Origin of the sequence: Streptococcus suis (assembly GCF_024509555.1) — a bacterium.
GTDB lineage: Bacteria > Bacillota > Bacilli > Lactobacillales > Streptococcaceae > Streptococcus > Streptococcus suis_AD.
This window is the reverse complement of the sequence record NZ_JAMWEL010000025.1, coordinates 1-16,610: the sequence shown is the minus strand read 5'-3', so window position 1 is coordinate 16,610 and position 16,610 is coordinate 1. Positions and strand designations below refer to the sequence as shown.

Annotated in this window: 16 protein-coding genes and 1 tRNA gene; 15 read left to right on the top strand and 2 right to left on the bottom strand. The window is 43.6% G+C overall.

Features of this window, described 5'->3' with window-relative positions; genetic code table 11:
• Window position 1: 1 nt before the first annotated feature.
• Window positions 2-457 carry an 8-oxo-dGTP diphosphatase gene (locus NF418_RS09280; protein WP_256779397.1) on the top strand — a complete coding sequence of 152 codons (456 nt, stop codon included), beginning with the start codon at window positions 2-4 and terminating at the stop codon, window positions 455-457.
• 348 nt (window positions 458-805) lie between these two features.
• Here NF418_RS09280 and NF418_RS10725 read toward each other — a convergent pair whose 3' ends face one another.
• Window positions 806-889, bottom strand: a complete 84-nt coding sequence (locus tag NF418_RS10725; protein WP_363132793.1) for a putative holin-like toxin — start codon at window positions 887-889, stop codon at window positions 806-808.
• Window positions 890-1,134: 245 nt separating this feature from the next.
• Here NF418_RS10725 and NF418_RS09275 point away from each other — a divergent pair, with 245 nt between their 5' ends.
• The 8 genes from NF418_RS09275 (at window position 1,135) to NF418_RS09240 (ending at window position 10,977) form a co-directional block, all read left to right on the top strand.
• The gene (locus NF418_RS09275) at window positions 1,135-1,395 is read left to right on the top strand and encodes a type II toxin-antitoxin system Phd/YefM family antitoxin (protein WP_029693774.1); all 261 of its coding nucleotides are present in this window, start codon (window positions 1,135-1,137) and stop codon (window positions 1,393-1,395) included.
• A gap of 1 nt (window position 1,396) precedes the next feature.
• On the top strand, window positions 1,397-1,654 hold the full coding sequence (locus NF418_RS09270) for a Txe/YoeB family addiction module toxin (protein WP_256779396.1): 258 nt from the start codon (window positions 1,397-1,399) through the stop codon (window positions 1,652-1,654).
• An 85-nt stretch (window positions 1,655-1,739) separates the two neighbouring features.
• Window positions 1,740-2,372: a tetratricopeptide repeat protein gene (locus NF418_RS09265; RefSeq protein ID WP_256779394.1), complete on the top strand. Its 633-nt coding sequence runs from the start codon at window positions 1,740-1,742 to the stop codon at window positions 2,370-2,372.
• An 11-nt stretch (window positions 2,373-2,383) separates the two neighbouring features.
• Window positions 2,384-3,256, top strand: coding sequence for a 16S rRNA (adenine(1518)-N(6)/adenine(1519)-N(6))-dimethyltransferase RsmA (gene rsmA / locus NF418_RS09260; protein ID WP_256779392.1), 873 nt, complete (start codon window positions 2,384-2,386; stop codon window positions 3,254-3,256).
• 201 nt (window positions 3,257-3,457) lie between these two features.
• A complete protein-coding gene (locus tag NF418_RS09255) occupies window positions 3,458-5,188 on the top strand; it encodes a hypothetical protein (RefSeq protein ID WP_256779390.1) in 1,731 nt (576 codons plus the stop codon).
• A gap of 12 nt (window positions 5,189-5,200) precedes the next feature.
• On the top strand, window positions 5,201-7,645 hold the full coding sequence (locus NF418_RS09250) for an LTA synthase family protein (protein ID WP_256779388.1): 2,445 nt from the start codon (window positions 5,201-5,203) through the stop codon (window positions 7,643-7,645).
• Window positions 7,646-7,787: 142 nt separating this feature from the next.
• Window positions 7,788-9,365, top strand: a complete 1,578-nt coding sequence (locus NF418_RS09245) for an ATP-binding cassette domain-containing protein (RefSeq protein ID WP_256779387.1) — start codon at window positions 7,788-7,790, stop codon at window positions 9,363-9,365.
• A gap of 19 nt (window positions 9,366-9,384) precedes the next feature.
• Complete coding sequence (locus NF418_RS09240) at window positions 9,385-10,977, top strand: ATP-binding cassette domain-containing protein (RefSeq protein WP_256779386.1); 1,593 nt, start codon at window positions 9,385-9,387, stop codon at window positions 10,975-10,977.
• A gap of 48 nt (window positions 10,978-11,025) precedes the next feature.
• On the opposite strand, the gene NF418_RS09235 is transcribed toward NF418_RS09240, so the two are convergent.
• Window positions 11,026-11,107, bottom strand: a tRNA-Leu gene (locus NF418_RS09235).
• A 123-nt stretch (window positions 11,108-11,230) separates the two neighbouring features.
• On the opposite strand from NF418_RS09235, the gene rsgA reads away from it, so the two are divergent.
• The 6 genes from rsgA to NF418_RS09205 are packed head-to-tail and all read left to right on the top strand — an operon-like array spanning window position 11,231 to window position 16,441.
• Entirely contained in the window at window positions 11,231-12,106 is an 876-nt protein-coding gene (rsgA, locus tag NF418_RS09230; RefSeq protein WP_256779384.1) for a ribosome small subunit-dependent GTPase A, read from the top strand.
• Window positions 12,107-12,120: 14 nt separating this feature from the next.
• Entirely contained in the window at window positions 12,121-12,780 is a 660-nt protein-coding gene (rpe, locus tag NF418_RS09225) for a ribulose-phosphate 3-epimerase (protein WP_256779383.1), read from the top strand.
• Window positions 12,773-13,405: a thiamine diphosphokinase gene (locus NF418_RS09220; protein ID WP_256779382.1), complete on the top strand. Its 633-nt coding sequence runs from the start codon at window positions 12,773-12,775 to the stop codon at window positions 13,403-13,405. The genes rpe and NF418_RS09220 overlap by 8 nt, the downstream gene beginning before the upstream one ends.
• The gene (locus NF418_RS09215) at window positions 13,406-14,644 is read left to right on the top strand and encodes a DNA recombination protein RmuC (protein WP_256779381.1); all 1,239 of its coding nucleotides are present in this window, start codon (window positions 13,406-13,408) and stop codon (window positions 14,642-14,644) included.
• A complete protein-coding gene (locus tag NF418_RS09210) occupies window positions 14,634-15,575 on the top strand; it encodes a 3'-5' exoribonuclease YhaM family protein (protein WP_024388546.1) in 942 nt (313 codons plus the stop codon). Before NF418_RS09215 ends, NF418_RS09210 begins: the two co-directional genes overlap by 11 nt.
• Window positions 15,575-16,441, top strand: a complete 867-nt coding sequence (locus tag NF418_RS09205) for an aminoglycoside phosphotransferase family protein (protein WP_256779380.1) — start codon at window positions 15,575-15,577, stop codon at window positions 16,439-16,441. Before NF418_RS09210 ends, NF418_RS09205 begins: the two co-directional genes overlap by 1 nt.
• The last annotated feature ends 169 nt before the right edge of the window (window positions 16,442-16,610 follow it).

Sequence of the window (16,610 nt, the reverse complement as noted above, 5' to 3'; positions counted from 1 at the left end):
AATGTCTAGACGAGAACAAGTCATCCTAACCAATATGTGCATGATTACAGACAATCAGCGGGTGTTGGTCCAGGATAGGAAGTCTGAAAAGTGGCCTGGTGTGACTTTCCCTGGGGGCCATGTCGAGCCAAATGAGTCAATTATTTCCTCCGTCATCCGTGAGGTCAAAGAAGAAACAGGCTTGACGGTATCCAATCTCGAACTCTGTGGCATTCAAAACTGGACGGATCCTACTGACAATTATCGCTATCTGGTATTTTGCTACAAAACCAACCAGTTTTCAGGAGTTCTTCAATCCTCAGATGAGGGAGAGGTCTTCTGGATTGACCGTGCAGAATTGAAGAATGTTCAGCTGGCAGACGGTTTTGAAACCATGCTGGAAATCTTTGAACAGCCACAGCTGACGGAGAATTTTTACTGGTTTGAAGACGGCGAGTGGAAGATTGATAACAAGTAGGATGTAGAAGCAAACTGCTGTTAGACTTGACAATTTTACTTAAAAATCCTAGAATATAAATAGAAAGGTCCTCAAGTTTTCACTTGAGGACCAATAGGACCGTTTTAAAGACGGGACGGATTTGTAGATAACAGAAAAACCGCTACTTACAGACCAGTCAAAGTTGGAAGTGCGGTTTTACTGTTTATTTTTTTCGTTGAAATATTAGAACCTATATTCACAGTTCAGTACTTCCACCTAAGGCTAGTTTTTCAGCTACTCATCGTTAGTTTTTTTTAAAATACAGTCAGTATTCCCTCAAAAAACTGCCTTGACTAGCTAAAAAACTATCTCTTATGTAAAAGCACTTCACGTGTGAATACAGGTTCTTAAAATAGCCAGTAAAAGAATGCCAAAGTTTATCATTAGCTCAATTGCCTCATAAACTGACATCGACGGTCACCTTTCTAAGGAGTTGTGCCATGGCCTCACCTCCTGCATCAGATTTCCGTCCCGCCTTCGGAACTTCCCTACACTAGATTAATTCGGAAAACAACAAGTATTTTGTTCCGCTTTTTTAAAATAAGAGGCAAAGAATGCGAAACACACATAAGAATTGACGAAGAGTTGTACAATAAGTTTGACAACTCTTTTTTTCTATGCTATAGTAAGCCTAGAAATGATGAGAGGTATTGCTTATGGAAGCTATTGTATATTCCCATTTTCGAAATCACTTAAAGGACTATATGAAAAAGGTCAATGACGAGTTTGAGCCCTTGGTCGTGGTTAATAAAAATCCAGAGGAAGATATTGTGGTACTGTCAAAGAGCGAGTGGGATAGCTTACAAGAAACCCTCGCTGTTGCTCGGAACGCCTACCTATCTCAGAAAGTCCTACGTGGTATGGCTCAAGTCAAAGCGGGACAAACCCAAGAACGCAATCTGATAGAGGCGGACTAGCATGGGAATCCATTTTACAGAGGATGCCTGGGAAGACTATCTTTATTGGCAAGGTCAGGATAAGAAAACACTGAAGAGAATCAATAAGATTATCAAGGATATGCAACGACACCCGTTTGAAGGAATTGCCAAGCCAGAACCTTTGAAGTATGACTATCAAGGAGCCTGGTCAAGAAGGATTGATGCGGAGAATCGGTTGATTTATATGGTCGAAGCAGACCAGTTGTATATCTTGTCGCTAAAGGACCGTTATAAGTGAGGATAGAATGGAGACTATCTAGTAACCGTTGGTAAAATCAAGATTATGAACTCAGAATAATGTGAAGATACGATGGGAGATGTATATGAGTAATACTATAGACAAGGCATGGGAATTCTTTTTTGAAGGAAAACTAGTAGAAGCTAAGCAGTTACTTGAGAAAGAGTATCAAGTTGAAACTTGTTTGGATTATGCTGGTCTCAATCTATTTGCCTACCTTTATCTTGAGGAAGAAAACTTTGATAAAGCCTTACTAGCCTGCCAACGCTATATTCAATTAGCTAGAAATGAAAAGAATACTGAACAAGAACATATCGGTTTGCACCAACTTGCCATGGTCTATCGGAGTCAAGGTAACTTTAAGAAGGCTTTGGAGTTAATTGAGGAAGAGGCTACGTTGCTAGCAACTGATTTTTCAGAAGATAAATTGAAATGGTCGGTTAATGAGTACGAACAAGGTTATTTACGATTGCAACTAGGAGAGCTAGAATCTGCTCTGCATTTTATGAAACGAAGTTTAGAGAATGCTTTGATGACAGACGACCTCATTGCCCAAGCTTGTGCCTATCGAGGTTTGGGGGAAATCTATGCTACAAGCAGAATAACTGATTTAGCTGAACAAGCATTTACACAGTCCATTGCTGCTTTTGAAGAAGCAGATGATACTTTTGGGGTAGAAGAAGTTAGAGCATTAATGACTACCTACAGAATTATTTAGAAAGAACACACATGAGAATCGCAGACAAAAACGTTACTCGTGCCGTCCTTGAACGCCACGGGTTTACCTTTAAGAAATCCTTCGGTCAGAACTTTTTGACCGATACCAATATTCTACAGAAAATTGTGGATACGGCAGAGATTGACCAGAATGTCAATGTCATTGAGATTGGTCCTGGAATCGGGGCCTTGACCGAGTTTTTGGCGGAAAATGCCGCCGAAGTCATGGCCTTTGAGATTGACGACCGCCTGATTCCGATTTTGGCGGACACCTTGGGTCGCTTTGACAATGTGACTGTGGTCAACCAAGACATCTTGAAAACCGACCTGCTGACCCAGATCCAGAACTTCAAGAACCCTGACCTGCCTATCAAGGTCGTGGCCAACCTGCCCTATTACATCACCACCCCTATCCTCATGCACCTGATTGAGAGCAAGATTCCCTTCAGCGAGTTTGTGGTTATGATGCAGCGGGAGGTGGCCGACCGCATTTCTGCCGAGCCCAACACCAAGGCTTACGGAAGCTTGTCCATTGCGGTCCAGTACTACATGACTGCCAAGGTGGCTTTCATCGTGCCTCGCACCGTCTTTGTACCTGCGCCAAACGTGGACTCCGCCATTCTCAAAATGGTCCGCCGCGAGCAGCCCTTGGTTAGTGTCAAAGACGAAGATTTCTTCTTCCGGGTGTCCAAGGCCAGCTTTGTTCACCGCCGCAAGACCTTGTGGAACAACCTGACCAACCATTTCGGCAAGTCCGAAGAAGTCAAGGATAAGCTGACGCAGGCACTTGGCATGGCAGAGCTGGAAGCCAGTGTGCGTGGAGAAGCACTTTCCATGGCTGACTTCGCACGTCTGTCTGACAGCCTACAAGAAGTCGGTTTATAAGCAAGTATTGATTGCGGAGAAATCTGCAATCAATATTTATTTTAATGGAAAATTTTTTTCTGTTTGCCTTGTTCGTTGACAGTGGGTGGAAAGCTTGCTATACTGAAAAGTGACTAACTTTTGAAAAATATTGTCTGCAAATTGGCAGAATATTTACAAAAACAAGAGAGGGTTTCCCTCTTTTTTTATGAAGGTAGAATCATGTTGAAATATTTAATCAAAAAACATCCAAATATTGTTGCAGTAACTGCATTTTTTCTTTTTTCCATCATCCTCTTACTTCCACAGGTTTGGACAAAATCAGTGGTGACAGGAGATGACATTGTTTTCCACTACAACCGTTTTTATGATACTGCTATGCAAATTAAGACAGGAGATTTTTCCTATATGCTGAGCTTGCATGGCTATCAACAGTCTGGTAGGATTGTCAATGCTTTATATGGCCCTTATCTAGCCTATTTGCAGGGGGGCTTGCTCTTGATAGCAGGAACTTGGTATCGATATCAACTACTGTCCAATCTTCTTATAGGAGTGTTAAGTGCAAGTTCGCTTTATTTTTTAATGCGAGAAGTGAAAGTACGTTACTCACTATCAGTTTGTCTGTCTATGTTTTTTGTGACCACCTACTCCATTCAATATTGGTGGGTGGAACAAGGATTTTCAAGTTGGGGAGTGGCTTTGTTTCCTCTTTGTTTGATTCCAGCTGTTCGATTCCTAAAAACTGGTAAAGTCCCTATTTTTCTGATGGCGGGTGCAGTAGGAGTAATGCTCCATATACACATGTTGTCGGCTTTGTTTCTCATCCTAGCCTATGCAATTCTTTTCTTAATTGGCTGGTTAAAATCAAATGACAAATGGAATGTAGTGAAAGATGTTCTATTTTCGGTTGGAATTTTTCTGATTTTGACGGTAAATATTTGGTTCCCCTTGCTATATGTAAATGCAACCAATGAATTAGCTGCACCATTTGTTAATAAAAAATTTGTTCAGTCAACAGTTACCTGGTCGAAGGCCTATTTCTTATACTTTCCATACTCTCTACCAATCATCTTTGCAACCACTTTATATTTTATGGTGAAAAAGTGGAAGCAGCAATCGGCGGTATTGAGGAGTCTGACTTTAACTTTTTTGGTATTTTTTATTTTTTCAACAAATCTTTTTCCATGGCAACTATTTGCTGGTAAAGGAATTGGGCTAGTGGATTTGATCCAATTCCCTTTTAGATTCTTTTTGTATGCAAATGCCTTACTGTTAACGATTGTTGGTCTTCAATTGACAGAGTTTGATATACGCAAAAAGTTGTTTGTGGGTATGACGATCTTATCAACCATGATTGGTGTTGGTTTTACTTGGCATCAATTTAATCAATCGGTCAAATACCAATACAATGATGCGGAGTTTTTACAAGACATGCTTCATACGACGCTCTATGGAACGACGGAAGAATTACGTGACTCTCTGCATTCAGAAAACGTAGGTGAATTTGTTCAACTAGCTCAAAAATCGACTCCTGATTATGTGCCAGTCTTGTCGGATAAAGAAGAGAATGTTCGAGCAGTAAATGAGCCGAAATCTCGTTATGATCGCTATCGTGACCAGATTATTTTGCCCAATATGCAATTTGATAAGAAAGTCCTAGGTGACAAACTAGAAATTAGTTGGTCAGCGAGTCAAACTGAGGAAATCCGTGTACCAATCGTTGTTTATCGAGATAGTGAGTTGACACTGAATGGGAAACAGTTAGGGAAGTCGGATTACCATCTTTCCACAATCGGTGTGCCAACGGTTATCAGCAAAAAAGGGCAGAATACACTTGTCCTATCCTACAAGCAACAGTGGTGGTTACTGCCTGTTATCGCGATTAGCTTGACTGGATGGCTAGTCTGGTCGATGTACTACATCGTTATTTACAGAAAATCAAACCTTTCCTAAGAGAGAAATGTTATGAAACAAATCAATCCAAAGGCAAGCAAGCAATTTATTCTAGTCATGATTATGACCATTTTGCTTGCGATGGGTCGGGCTCTATTGCTAAGTGGAGTATCTTTTCCGCTCTGGTTTGTCCCCCTGCCCTTACTTGCCTATCTTATTTTTACTTTTTATATCCTGGTCCTGCTGGATAAGTACGAACAGTTTATCAAGACTAAGAGCTTTGCCAAGTATGTCGGCTATTTTTTAGGCTTTATGTATCTTGTCAATCTAGTCTATCGGCTCAATGCCAAGAAATATCAACCCTGGAATATTTTCCGGAATAATCTTTTTCAATTTGAGCTGCTTCTGATGCTGGCTCTTCCTGTATTATTGGCAGTTTTATGGCAGAAAAAGACGGGTATTCGAGAAAAATTAAGCCAGTGGTCAGCCAATCATTTGGTACCAGATGGCTATTTGCTCTTGACCTGTTTGCTTTCTCTCAGCCCTCTAGCTATATCTTACTGGAAAGATAGCCATTATGAGAGTTTGGTTGAGAAAGGTTCTTACATAGAGTTTTTCAGCCAGACACCCTTGTTTGCACCTATTCATTTTATAGGGACCTACATATTTCTCCGCTATCTTTTTAATGCATTTGTAGAGTTTAAGGCCAATCGAACCAATGTCCACAGTATGCTCTTTATCAGCCTGGCTCTGGCTATGTTGTCGCATATCGGTTATCAGGCTTCAATGGCTGGTGGAACTGGTTCTTATTTCACACGCCATCTCTTTCCGGGTGCTATTGTCTTTCAAATTGCCTGCCTCTTTTTCCTAAACATTATCATCAGCTTAGTCATCAACCGTCAAATCCTATCGGTTGCTGTGATTGCTGGACTAAATGTGACCTTGATAGCGGCCAATTTCCTAAAATTCCGCTACCGCTCGGAGCCATTGACCCCCAATGATTTCAAATGGGTCGGGAACTTGGGAATGATTCTCAGCTTTATCAGTCTGCGTGTTGTGCTCATATCGCTATTCTTTTTAGTTCTTCTGTTCTTTCTTTATCGGAAAATTCATAAGAACTACTTCCAAGGAAGGATTGTCGCTTCTATCTGGAAAAGGCTGGCCGGAGTTTCAGTCATCGTATCTCTAATTTTAGGGATGGGTTGGGCTATTCGCAATGAAAAAGACCATAAGATTGCTGGCTGGATACCTATTCTTTCTCAGGTCAATAACTGGCGTAACGTAGACTGGAAGGGCTATGCCTTTGTGGCTCGTTATCGCACTCTTTCATTCCTCTGGTTGCAGCAGCTTAGCAAGACCAGTATGGAAATGCCTGAGAATTACTCTGAGAAGACCATGAAGGCCATTGTGAAGAAATACACTGCCTTGGCTGAGGAAATCAATGCAGAGCGGACAGGTCAATTGACTGACCAGACGGTTATCTACATTCTTAGTGAGAGCTTGGCTGACCCTCGTCGGATTCCAGGTGTAACCCTCAGCCAAAATGTTCTACCAAATATTGAGTACATCATGAGTCAGACTACCAGTGGCTTGATGAAGAGTGACCACTATGGTGGTGGGACTGCCAATATTGAGTTTCAGGTTTATAGTGGTTTACCACTTTACAATTATAATTCTTCTATTTCGTCAGTCTATCTGGATGTGGCACCAAATATGAAGAAGTTGCCAAGTATCAGCGACCTCTATCCAGCAGAGAATCGTGTGGCTATTCACCCCTACTTCGATACTAGCTACAATCGTAATTCTATCTATAAACAGTTGGGGATTGAACAGTTCTATACGCTCAATAGTGCCAACTATCCACTTGCAGTGACGGCTGAAGATTATCAGGGTAATTTTGTCAGTGACAAGAAGACCTATGATTTGATTTTGGAGCAGGTGCGTTCAGGAACAAATACATTCGTCTCTGCCATTACCATGCAAAACCATGTGCAGTGGAACTCTGCTGAGCCTGCAAGTATTACAGCTTCGGGTGAGGGTTTCACGGCTGAGGAGAATGCCAACCTCAATAGCTATGTTCGTCTTCTATCCTTTACGGATCAGGCAACCAGGGATTTTCTAGACCAGCTCAAGACCTTGGATAAAAAGGTGACCGTTGTCTTTTACGGCGACCATTTGCCAGGTTTGTATCCTGAGTCAGCCTTTGTGACTGATCCAAGTCTGCAATATAAGACAGATTATTTCGTTTGGAGTAATTTTGAAACAGAAGACTACCATTATGATTTGGTCAATTCTAGTGACATGAATGCCCTCATGTTGGAAACGACCAATAACAAGGTCAGTCCTTACTATGCCCTCTTGACTGAAGTGCTTCATAAGGACCGAGTAGGACAGGCTGAGCGAGATGCGAAAGTTGCAGAAGAGCTCAAACTGGTCCAATACGACCTATCCACAGGGAAAGGCTACCTTTTGAAATACAAAGATTTTTTCAAAGTAGCGACTGAAACGACAGAATAAAAATAAACCAAGTCAGATAGCTGGCTTGGTTTCTTATTTATGTGAAAACATACGCAAACATGGGAAGTTGTGGTATAATAACGGTGTTTAATACAGATTTTTTATTGTTTTGCTTAGAAATCTATCAAACGATGGAGGGGAAATGAAAAAGAGGAATTTTTGGCTAACCTTATCTTGTATTTTTGCAGTAGCCCTGCTAAATGTTGGATTTCTGTACCAATATCGCTACATTATTGATGCTATTGCAACTGGAGATAGACAAGCCTTTGTGTCTTATTTTGTGCAGATGGGGTTAACTGTCCTTGTCATGCTGGTCTTTGAATACATTCGTCAGATTGCCAATGTCAGCTATCTCAATCAAGTAGGTTTCCAATTGCAGGCGACCTTTATTGGGAAAATGTTTGATTTACCTTTTAGAGAGTTCGTTGAGCAGGGGGCAGGGGCCTATATTTCTCAGCTCAATAATGATTTGGAGATGGTGAAAGAAGATTATTACGACGCTTTCTTTACGATTTTTCAAGGTGCTTGTACCTTTGGTATTGCCAGTTTGGCCTTGCTTAGCCTGGATGGTCTGACCGCTATTTTCTTGATTCTGATCTCATTCTTGCCAGTTGTGATTCCCTATCTATTCAAAAAGCGGAGAAGGCTCAATCAGGAGGCGATTTCGGACAGTCAGCAGGTCTATAATACAAGGGTTTCAGATGTCTTTCTGAGTTATTTGCAAGTGAAAAATAGCCGCCAAAGACAGCAAGTTTTAGATGGGCTGAACGATCGCTATCAAGCAGTCAATGACAAGGTCAATCAGGCCAATCGAACGACAGTAACCATGCGGCTCTTAGTCGGTGTCGTCTTTTATCTGACCACTCTTTCGATTATCTTTATCGGTGGTTTTCAGGTTTTATCAGGCGCCTTGACCATCGGCGGCTTGACAGCTATTCTGACCATTTCAGAGCAGTTGGTGGATCCCATTAACAGCATTGCGGCAGCCTTTTTGGACAGGCATGCCGTTAAGGAATTGAAGAAAGAGTTTGAGCTATCTACTTCTGGTCAAGAAACGAAGGGACAGGAACTAGCTTCAGCTTTCCAGAACATGCAACTGGCCAAGGCTAGTTATGCCATCGGTGAGAAGCAGGTCTTTGAAGACCTGACCGTAGCGTTTGAACGAGGCAAGAAGTATTTAATTCTTGGGGAAAGTGGTTCTGGCAAATCTTCCTTGGCTCTTATTTTGACCAAGAATAGCCAACTGCAAGCAGGGGATATTTACTTTGATAAAACCTCTCTTGCAGACTTATCCTACCAAGCCATTCAAGACAAGATTGCCTATCTGCCACAAGAGGGAGCCCTTTTCCATGATACTGTTCTTTACAACTTGACCATGGGACGGGAGGTTTCAGAAGATAGGCTGATGTCGCTCATTAAGACCATGAATCTTGACAGTCGTTTCCCAAGTTATGCTTCTTTGAGCGAGGAAATTAGTGATGATAGCGGACTGTCTGGCGGACAAAAGCAACGCCTGCTCTTGATCCGTGCCTTGCTGCAAGATAAGGATATCTTGTTGCTGGATGAAAGTCTGTCTGCCTTGGATCAGGAAACCTATGCAGTGATTGAAAATTACCTTATCTCACTAGCTGATAAGACACTCATTCATATTTCCCACCGCGTGTCCGATGAGGTCCTTTCTCGTTATGATGGGGTGGTAAGGATTGGGGAGAGCAATTAAGTTCCTATTTGGAGGAGTTATGAAAAAAATCATCTATCAATTGAAACCAGTTATTGCCATTCAGTTGATTTTCCATATCTTATATAGTTTGACAAATGTCGCTTTGCCGGAGTTGAATAAGTATCTTTTTGATCATATTTTTCAGATGGGCTGGACAGGACTTGTCTGGCTCTTATTGGCCTATGCTTTGACCATCATTGCCAATTCAGTCTTTCAGTACATTTCTCAGGTTTATGAGTGGAAGGTGTCTCAGGGATTCTATGTCACGGCTAAAAAAGGTCTGGCAAACAGCTTGTTATCGCGGCCTTTAGCCAAATTTTCAGAGAAGAATGTCTCTGCCTATTTATCCATTTTTGACAACGATTTGGAAACCATTGAGGAAAGTTACCTGAGTCCCCTCATGGACATTATCCGCTCTAGTTTGAGCATGTTCATCTATGCGGTTTCCCTCTTTCTCTTTGTTCATCCGCTGGTTGCGGTAGGCATTATTTTGTCATCTGCCTTGGCGGTTTTCATTCCCAAGTGGATTTCGGGTCCTCTTTCTCAGCGTCAGCGGTCATTTTTACAGAGTTTGGAAGGCTATTTTCAGGTGGTGACTGACCTCTTTTCTGCTAAGAACCGCGTTAATAGTGAAACCTTCGGCTCCATCAGCCGTGTCCACCATCGATCAGTAGAAGAAAGTGAACAGGCCCGTTTTCGCTTTGGTCAATTCAAGACCCTGGCCAATGTTGTCAATGGCTTCTCCATGTTTTTGGTGCAATTAACAGCTTTTGGCTTGGTCGGCTATCTCTTGCTACAAAAAGAGTTGACCATCGGTGCTGCCATTGCAACCTTCAGCTATGTTGAAAATTTCATCTATCCTATGAAATACATCCTCTTGGATGTCAATTATATCCATTCGACCAAGGAAACGGTTGCCAATTTAGAAGGTTATCTTGCTGGTCAGGTCTTGTCTGAGCAAGTACCAAGCTATCCCAATGTGACAGCCTTGGAAGTCAGGGAAGTGGCCTATCATGTGGGAGAATTAGTGGTAGCAGATTTTTCCTATCGGTTTGACAAGGGGAAAAAGTATGCCATCATTGGTCCGTCAGCCAGCGGGAAATCCACTTTTTTACGAGTGTTGGCAGGAGAACTGGCTCTGGACAAGGGGAGTGTTTCCTATCTGGAAAACGATGTTTTGCATGAAATGGAAGCAGCTACCGCCTTCTATCTCAGCCAGTTTGAGCATCTTTACCATACCGATTTTGAAAACAATGTGTCTGTTTTTGGAACCTATGAGAAGGGAAGAGATGTCATGCTTAGCTTGTTAAGGAACTTGCCAATGAGTTTACAGGACACCTTGCGTACAACAACAGACCCCAGTTTCTTGAGTGGTGGCGAGAAAAATGTCCTATGTCTGCTCCGTGCCCTGATGACTGGTAAGGAGATTTTGCTCTTGGATGAACCGACCGCCCATTTAGACCCTGTCTTGACTAAGCAGGTTTTGACCAACCTCTTGCAGCTGGAGGACAAACTTATCATCACCATCTTGCATGAAACAGACCCTGCCCTCCTAGACATGTTTGATGTGGTTTTGGAAATGTGTGATGGGAAATTGAGTGAGAAGATATAAAAATAACCCCAAGCCAATAATTCTGACTTGGGGTCTCTCCATTTATCATGCGGAGGAAGGGATTTGAACCCTCACACCCGATGGGCACATGCGCCTGAAGCATGCGTGTCTGCCGTTCCACCACCTCCGCTTGTTTTTATTATACTATTTTTTATTTGAAATGACTAGAGTAAAGTGTAAAATCGAAACCGCTTGCGGTTTTTTTGTAGGAAATTTGGTATAATAGGAACAAGTACACACAAAGGAGTCTTCATTGCAAGGAAGAATTATCAAGGCCTTGGCTGGTTTTTACTATGTCGAGGCAGATGGACAGATTTATCAAACCAGAGCCAGAGGAAATTTTCGTAAGAAGGGCCAAACGCCCTACGTGGGTGATTTTGTGGACTTTTCTGCGGAGGAAAACTCAGAAGGCTATATTTTAAAAATCCATGAGCGGAAAAATAGTTTGGTTCGACCTCCTATCGTCAATATTGATCAGGCGGTGGTTATCATGTCGGCCAAGGAACCTGATTTTAATGCCAATCTACTGGATCGTTTCCTAGTGCTTTTGGAACAAAAGGACATGGATCCTATTATTTATATATCTAAGATGGATTTGGTAGAAGATCGGACGGAGATGGATGCCTTCAAGGCTATCTATGAGAAAATTGGCTATCCATTTGTCTATCATTTGGAGGAATTGACGCCATTATTGCAGGACAAGGTGACGGTTTTTATGGGCCAGACAGGGGTTGGCAAGTCGACTCTTCTCAATCGCATTGCGCCAGAATTAGCCTTGGAAACAGGGGCTATTTCAGATAGTCTGGGGCGTGGTCGCCATACCACCCGTGCGGTCAGCTTCTACAATGTCTTCGGTGGGAAAATTGCGGATACGCCAGGTTTTTCATCCCTAGACTATGAAGTCAAGGAGTCGGAGGCTCTGACAGATTGTTTCCCAGAAATTGCGGAAGCCAGCCAGGGCTGCAAATTTAGGACCTGTACCCATACCCATGAGCCGGATTGTGCGGTCAAGGAAGCTGTTGCCAGCTCTGCCATTTCCCAAAGTCGCTTTGACAATTATCTCCAATTCCTCAGCGAAATCCAAAATCAGCGTGAAACCTATACAAAGGTAAGTAAGAAATTCAAATAGAAAGTTGGTTCTGTATGTCACATTATAAGATTGCACCGTCTATTTTGGCGGCAGATTATGCAAATTTTGAAAAAGAGCTCAAGCGTCTAGAAAAGACAGGTGTGGAGTATGTGCACATTGATGTCATGGATGGTCATTTCGTACCAAATATCAGCTTTGGGGCGGACGTGGTTGCGGCTATGCGTCCTCATAGCAAGCTGGTTTTTGATTGCCATCTCATGGTCTCTAATCCTGAAAATCATATTGAGACCTTTGCACGTGCGGGTGCGGATATCTTGACCATTCACGCAGAAGCAACGGTTCACCTGCATGGGACCCTGCAAAAAATTCGTGCAGCTGGGATGAAGGTGGGTGTGGTCATCAATCCAGGCACTCCTCTTGTGACCATTGAGCCAGTGCTCAACTTGGTGGATCAGGTGCTGCTCATGACGGTCAACCCAGGTTTTGGTGGTCAGGCCTACATTCCAGAAGTAGCTGAGAAGATTGAGGCCTTGGTCAAACTTCGTGAAGACAAAGGCTTGAACTTTGACATTGAAGTGGACGGCGGAATTGATGACAAGACCATTCATTCAGCCAAAAATGCGGGTGCCAATGTCTTTGTGGCTGGTTCCTACCTCTTCAAAGGAGACTTGGATGCCAACGTTGCCAAACTGAGAGCAGCCCTCAATGATTAAGATTGCTGTCATTGCAGGCGGTTCCTTTGACTGTCTTCCTGAGCCTGCCGACCTCTATGTGGGGGTAGATGCAGGCTCTCTTCGTCTTCTGGACCATTCCCTGCCTCTTGACTGGGCTATCGGTGATTTTGACTCGGTGACACCTGAAGAATTAGGGCGGATAAAGGATCAAGCAGAGCGTTTTTTGCAAGCTCCTACTGAAAAAGATGATACAGACTTGGAGTTGGCTTTAAAGGAAATCTTCAAGGCCTATCCACAGGCCCAGGTTCGCATATATGCTGCTTTGGGTGGACGCATGGATCACATGATGGCCAATCTCTTTTTGCCAGCTGAGCCAGACTTGGCACCTTACATGGAGCAGATTGAACTGGTGGACAGTCATAACGTCGTCCGATTTCGACCTGCAGGTCAGCACCGTTTGTCACCGATTGCAGGTATGAAGTACATTTCCTTTATGCCGTCGGACCAAAGCCGCCTGACCATTCGTCATGCCAAGTACCCGCTGGATACCAGCAATTATTTTTTCAAAAAATGCTATTCCTCTAACGAATTTATAGATAGGGACATAGACATTCAACTGGATCAGGGCTACGTGGTCCTGATCTACAGTAAGGACAGGGATTAGATGGATATTGTATTACTTATTTTGCTGATACTGGTCTTGCTTGCCTTGGTTTTTCTTTATGGAAAATGGCAGAGCTTGGCCTTGCTGTTGCAAGATCAAGCCGAAGATACAGCAGACAACTTGTCTGATCAGCTCAGCTATCAACTGGAAAATGCTACCCTCAAACAGCAGCAAGCCATTCATCAGGAAGTGGAAAGACTCCGCACGGAGCTTTACCAACAGCTAACAGACATCCGTCAAGAGCTGAATAAGAGCCACTTGGAAACGCGAGATGCCACCGACCGCCGTTTGCAGGCCATTCAGGAGTCAAATGAAAAACGCCTGGAAGAAATGCGGCAGACGGTTGAGGAAAAACTGGAGAAAACCCTGCAAACCCGCCTACAAGCCTCCTTTGAAACGGTGTCCAAGCAGTTGGAATCGGTCAATCGTGGTCTGGGTGAAATGCAGACGGTGGCGCGTGATGTGGGTAGTCTTAACAAGGTGCTGTCTGGCACCAAAACCCGTGGCATCATGGGTGAATTGCAGCTGGGACAGATTATCGAGGATATTTTGACACCTAGCCAATATGAGCGAGAGTTTGCCACAGTTTCAGGCTCTAGTGAGCGTGTGGAGTATGCGGTCAAGCTACCAGGACGGACGGAAGGCGACTATATCTATCTGCCAATCGACTCCAAGTTTCCGCTGGCGGATTACTACCGCTTGGAAGATGCCTACGAAAGTGGGGACAAGGACCAGATTGACCTCCATCGCAAAAATCTCTTAGCGGCTATTAAACGTTTTGCCAAGGACATTCAGAGCAAGTACCTCAATCCGCCTGAAACCACTAATTTTGGCGTGTTGTTTTTGCCAACCGAAGGGCTTTATTCAGAAGTGGTCCGCAATCCGATTTTCTTTGATGAGCTTCGCCGTCAGGAAAATATCGTGGTAGCAGGACCGACCACCCTGTCTGCCCTGCTCAATTCCCTCTCCGTCGGCTTTAAGACCCTCAACATTCAACGGTCGGCCGATGATATTTCCAAGGTCTTGGGCAATGTCAAGCTGGAATTTGGCAAGTTTTCTGACCTCTTACTTAAGGCTCAGAAACAACTCAATCAAGCCAGCAGCAATATTGACAAACTCTTAACCACTCGCACCAACGCCATCGAGCGTAGTCTTCGTACCATTGATCTGTACGAAGATGACCAAACCAAGGGACTGCTTGGCCTGTCCCCATTAGATGAGGAAAATAATGAAAATTAACCAAATGAAAAAAGATGAATTCTTCGAAGGATTCTATCTCATCAAGACAGCAGAAGTCCGTCAAACACGAGCTGGCAAAGACTACCTAGCTCTGACCTTCCAAGATGATACTGGCGAAATTGAAGGCAAGGTCTGGGATGCCCAACCAGGGAAAATCAAGGACTTTACTGCTGGAACTGTTGTTCACATGCAGGGACGCCGTGAGGTTTACAACAACACCCCCCAGGTCAATCAACTGGTTCTCCGTTTGCCAAAGGCAGGCGAGCCCAACGACCCTGCTGATTTCAAGGAAAAGCCACCTGTGGATGTCAAGGACACCAAGGACTATCTCAGCCAGATGATTTTCCGCATCGAAAATGCCACATGGCAGCGGATTGTCCGTGCTCTTTACAGCAAGTACGACAAGGAATTCTATTCCTATCCAGCAGCCAAGACCAATCACCATGCCTTTTACTCAGGCTTGTCCTTCCATACAGCGACCATGGTACGCTTGGCAGATAAAATTGGTGACATCTATCCCCAGCTCAACAAGAGTTTGCTTTTTGCAGGAATTATGCTGCATGACCTAGCCAAGGTGATTGAACTGACAGGACCTGATAACACAGGCTACACTGTCCGTGGCAATCTGATTGGGCACATTTCCTTGATTGACGAAGAGATTACCAAGGTATTGATGGAATTGGGCATCGATGACAGTCTGGAGGAAGTGACTGTTCTGCGCCACGTTATCCTCAGTCACCATGGCCTCTTGGAGTATGGAAGCCCAGTCCGTCCGCAGATTATGGAGGCGGAAATCCTCCACATGATTGACAACATCGATGCGGAAATGATGATGATGCTATCGGCCTTGGACAAGGTCGGCCCAGGCGAGATGACCAACCGCATCTTTGCTATGGACAACCGCGCCTTCTATAAGCCTAATCTAGACTGATGGCAGTCAAGATTTTATCTCGTCAGCCCCTCACCAAAGGCTGGTCCTCGGACCGAAAGTATAAGGTCCAGCTAGAAGATGGTCGCTTTGGTCTGTTGAGAATAGCAGAGCGACCAGCCTATGAGGCTAAGCGATTAGAGTTTCAGTTAGTTGAAAACCTGTTTGATCTAGGTTTGCCTGTGGCAGAGCCACTAAGTTTTTGGGCGGATGACTTGTCAGTCTACACCCTTTATGAATGGGTGGAAGGTCAGGATATGAATGAAGTGGCTTCCAGCCTGTCTGATTCTGTCTTGTATGAATTGGGCTGTCAGGCTGGAAAGTTTTTACGCGCCCTGCATGGTCTGTCAATTGACCAAAGCCAACGGGACTTGAACAACTACTATCAGGCTAAGATTGACAGTAAGCTAGAAGCTTATCGTACATGTAGTCACTCCTATCCAAATGGTCAAGCCATGATAGGCTTTGTCCAGGCCAATCGTCACTTGCTAGCAGGAAGACCGATTGCCTACCATCATGGAGATTTTCACACAGGGAATTTTCTACTGGGAAGAGATGGAAAACTAAAAATCTTAGACTTTGATCGCTACGACATAGGAGATCCTTGGGAAGAATTCAACCGTTTGATTTTTACGGCAGACTTGTCTCCAGCCTTTGCGCGTGGTCAGGTGGATGCCTATTTTGACGGCGCTATTCCAGAGGAATTTTGGAGGCTTTTAGCCCTCTATCTGACCGTGAATAGTCTGGGAGCTCTTTCGTGGGCGGAGCAGGTGGATCCCATCCAAATTCCCTTGATGAAAGAACAGGCTGATGCTGTTTGGACTTGGTATCAAGGCTATAGTAGGCTTCAACCATTATGGTATTTGTGAAAAATGAACAAAATACGAAAAAAGCGGACTTTTTAAAATAAAAGGCTCTTTGTCAACTGTAGTGGGTAGATGAAAAGCTAACACCTAGAGAGGACGAAGTTCGTTCTCTCTTTCTTTATGTTCAAAGCAATCAAAATACGTTTTTTAAAATTTTCAAAGTTCCTGAAAC

Excerpts from the sequence above, each read along its gene's own strand:
- NF418_RS09280 (WP_256779397.1), top strand. The coding sequence starts at position 2 with ATGTCTAGACGAGAACAAGTCATCCTAACCAATATGTGCATGATTACA.
- NF418_RS10725 (WP_363132793.1), bottom strand. The coding sequence starts at position 889 with ATGTCAGTTTATGAGGCAATTGAGCTAATGATAAACTTTGGCATTCTT.
- NF418_RS09275 (WP_029693774.1), top strand. The coding sequence starts at position 1,135 with ATGGAAGCTATTGTATATTCCCATTTTCGAAATCACTTAAAGGACTAT.
- NF418_RS09270 (WP_256779396.1), top strand. The coding sequence starts at position 1,397 with ATGGGAATCCATTTTACAGAGGATGCCTGGGAAGACTATCTTTATTGG.
- NF418_RS09265 (WP_256779394.1), top strand. The coding sequence starts at position 1,740 with ATGAGTAATACTATAGACAAGGCATGGGAATTCTTTTTTGAAGGAAAA.
- rsmA (WP_256779392.1), top strand. The coding sequence starts at position 2,384 with ATGAGAATCGCAGACAAAAACGTTACTCGTGCCGTCCTTGAACGCCAC.
- NF418_RS09255 (WP_256779390.1), top strand. The coding sequence starts at position 3,458 with ATGTTGAAATATTTAATCAAAAAACATCCAAATATTGTTGCAGTAACT.
- NF418_RS09250 (WP_256779388.1), top strand. The coding sequence starts at position 5,201 with ATGAAACAAATCAATCCAAAGGCAAGCAAGCAATTTATTCTAGTCATG.
- NF418_RS09245 (WP_256779387.1), top strand. The coding sequence starts at position 7,788 with ATGAAAAAGAGGAATTTTTGGCTAACCTTATCTTGTATTTTTGCAGTA.
- NF418_RS09240 (WP_256779386.1), top strand. The coding sequence starts at position 9,385 with ATGAAAAAAATCATCTATCAATTGAAACCAGTTATTGCCATTCAGTTG.
- rpe (WP_256779383.1), top strand. The coding sequence starts at position 12,121 with ATGTCACATTATAAGATTGCACCGTCTATTTTGGCGGCAGATTATGCA.
- NF418_RS09220 (WP_256779382.1), top strand. The coding sequence starts at position 12,773 with ATGATTAAGATTGCTGTCATTGCAGGCGGTTCCTTTGACTGTCTTCCT.
- NF418_RS09215 (WP_256779381.1), top strand. The coding sequence starts at position 13,406 with ATGGATATTGTATTACTTATTTTGCTGATACTGGTCTTGCTTGCCTTG.
- NF418_RS09210 (WP_024388546.1), top strand. The coding sequence starts at position 14,634 with ATGAAAATTAACCAAATGAAAAAAGATGAATTCTTCGAAGGATTCTAT.
- NF418_RS09205 (WP_256779380.1), top strand. The coding sequence starts at position 15,575 with ATGGCAGTCAAGATTTTATCTCGTCAGCCCCTCACCAAAGGCTGGTCC.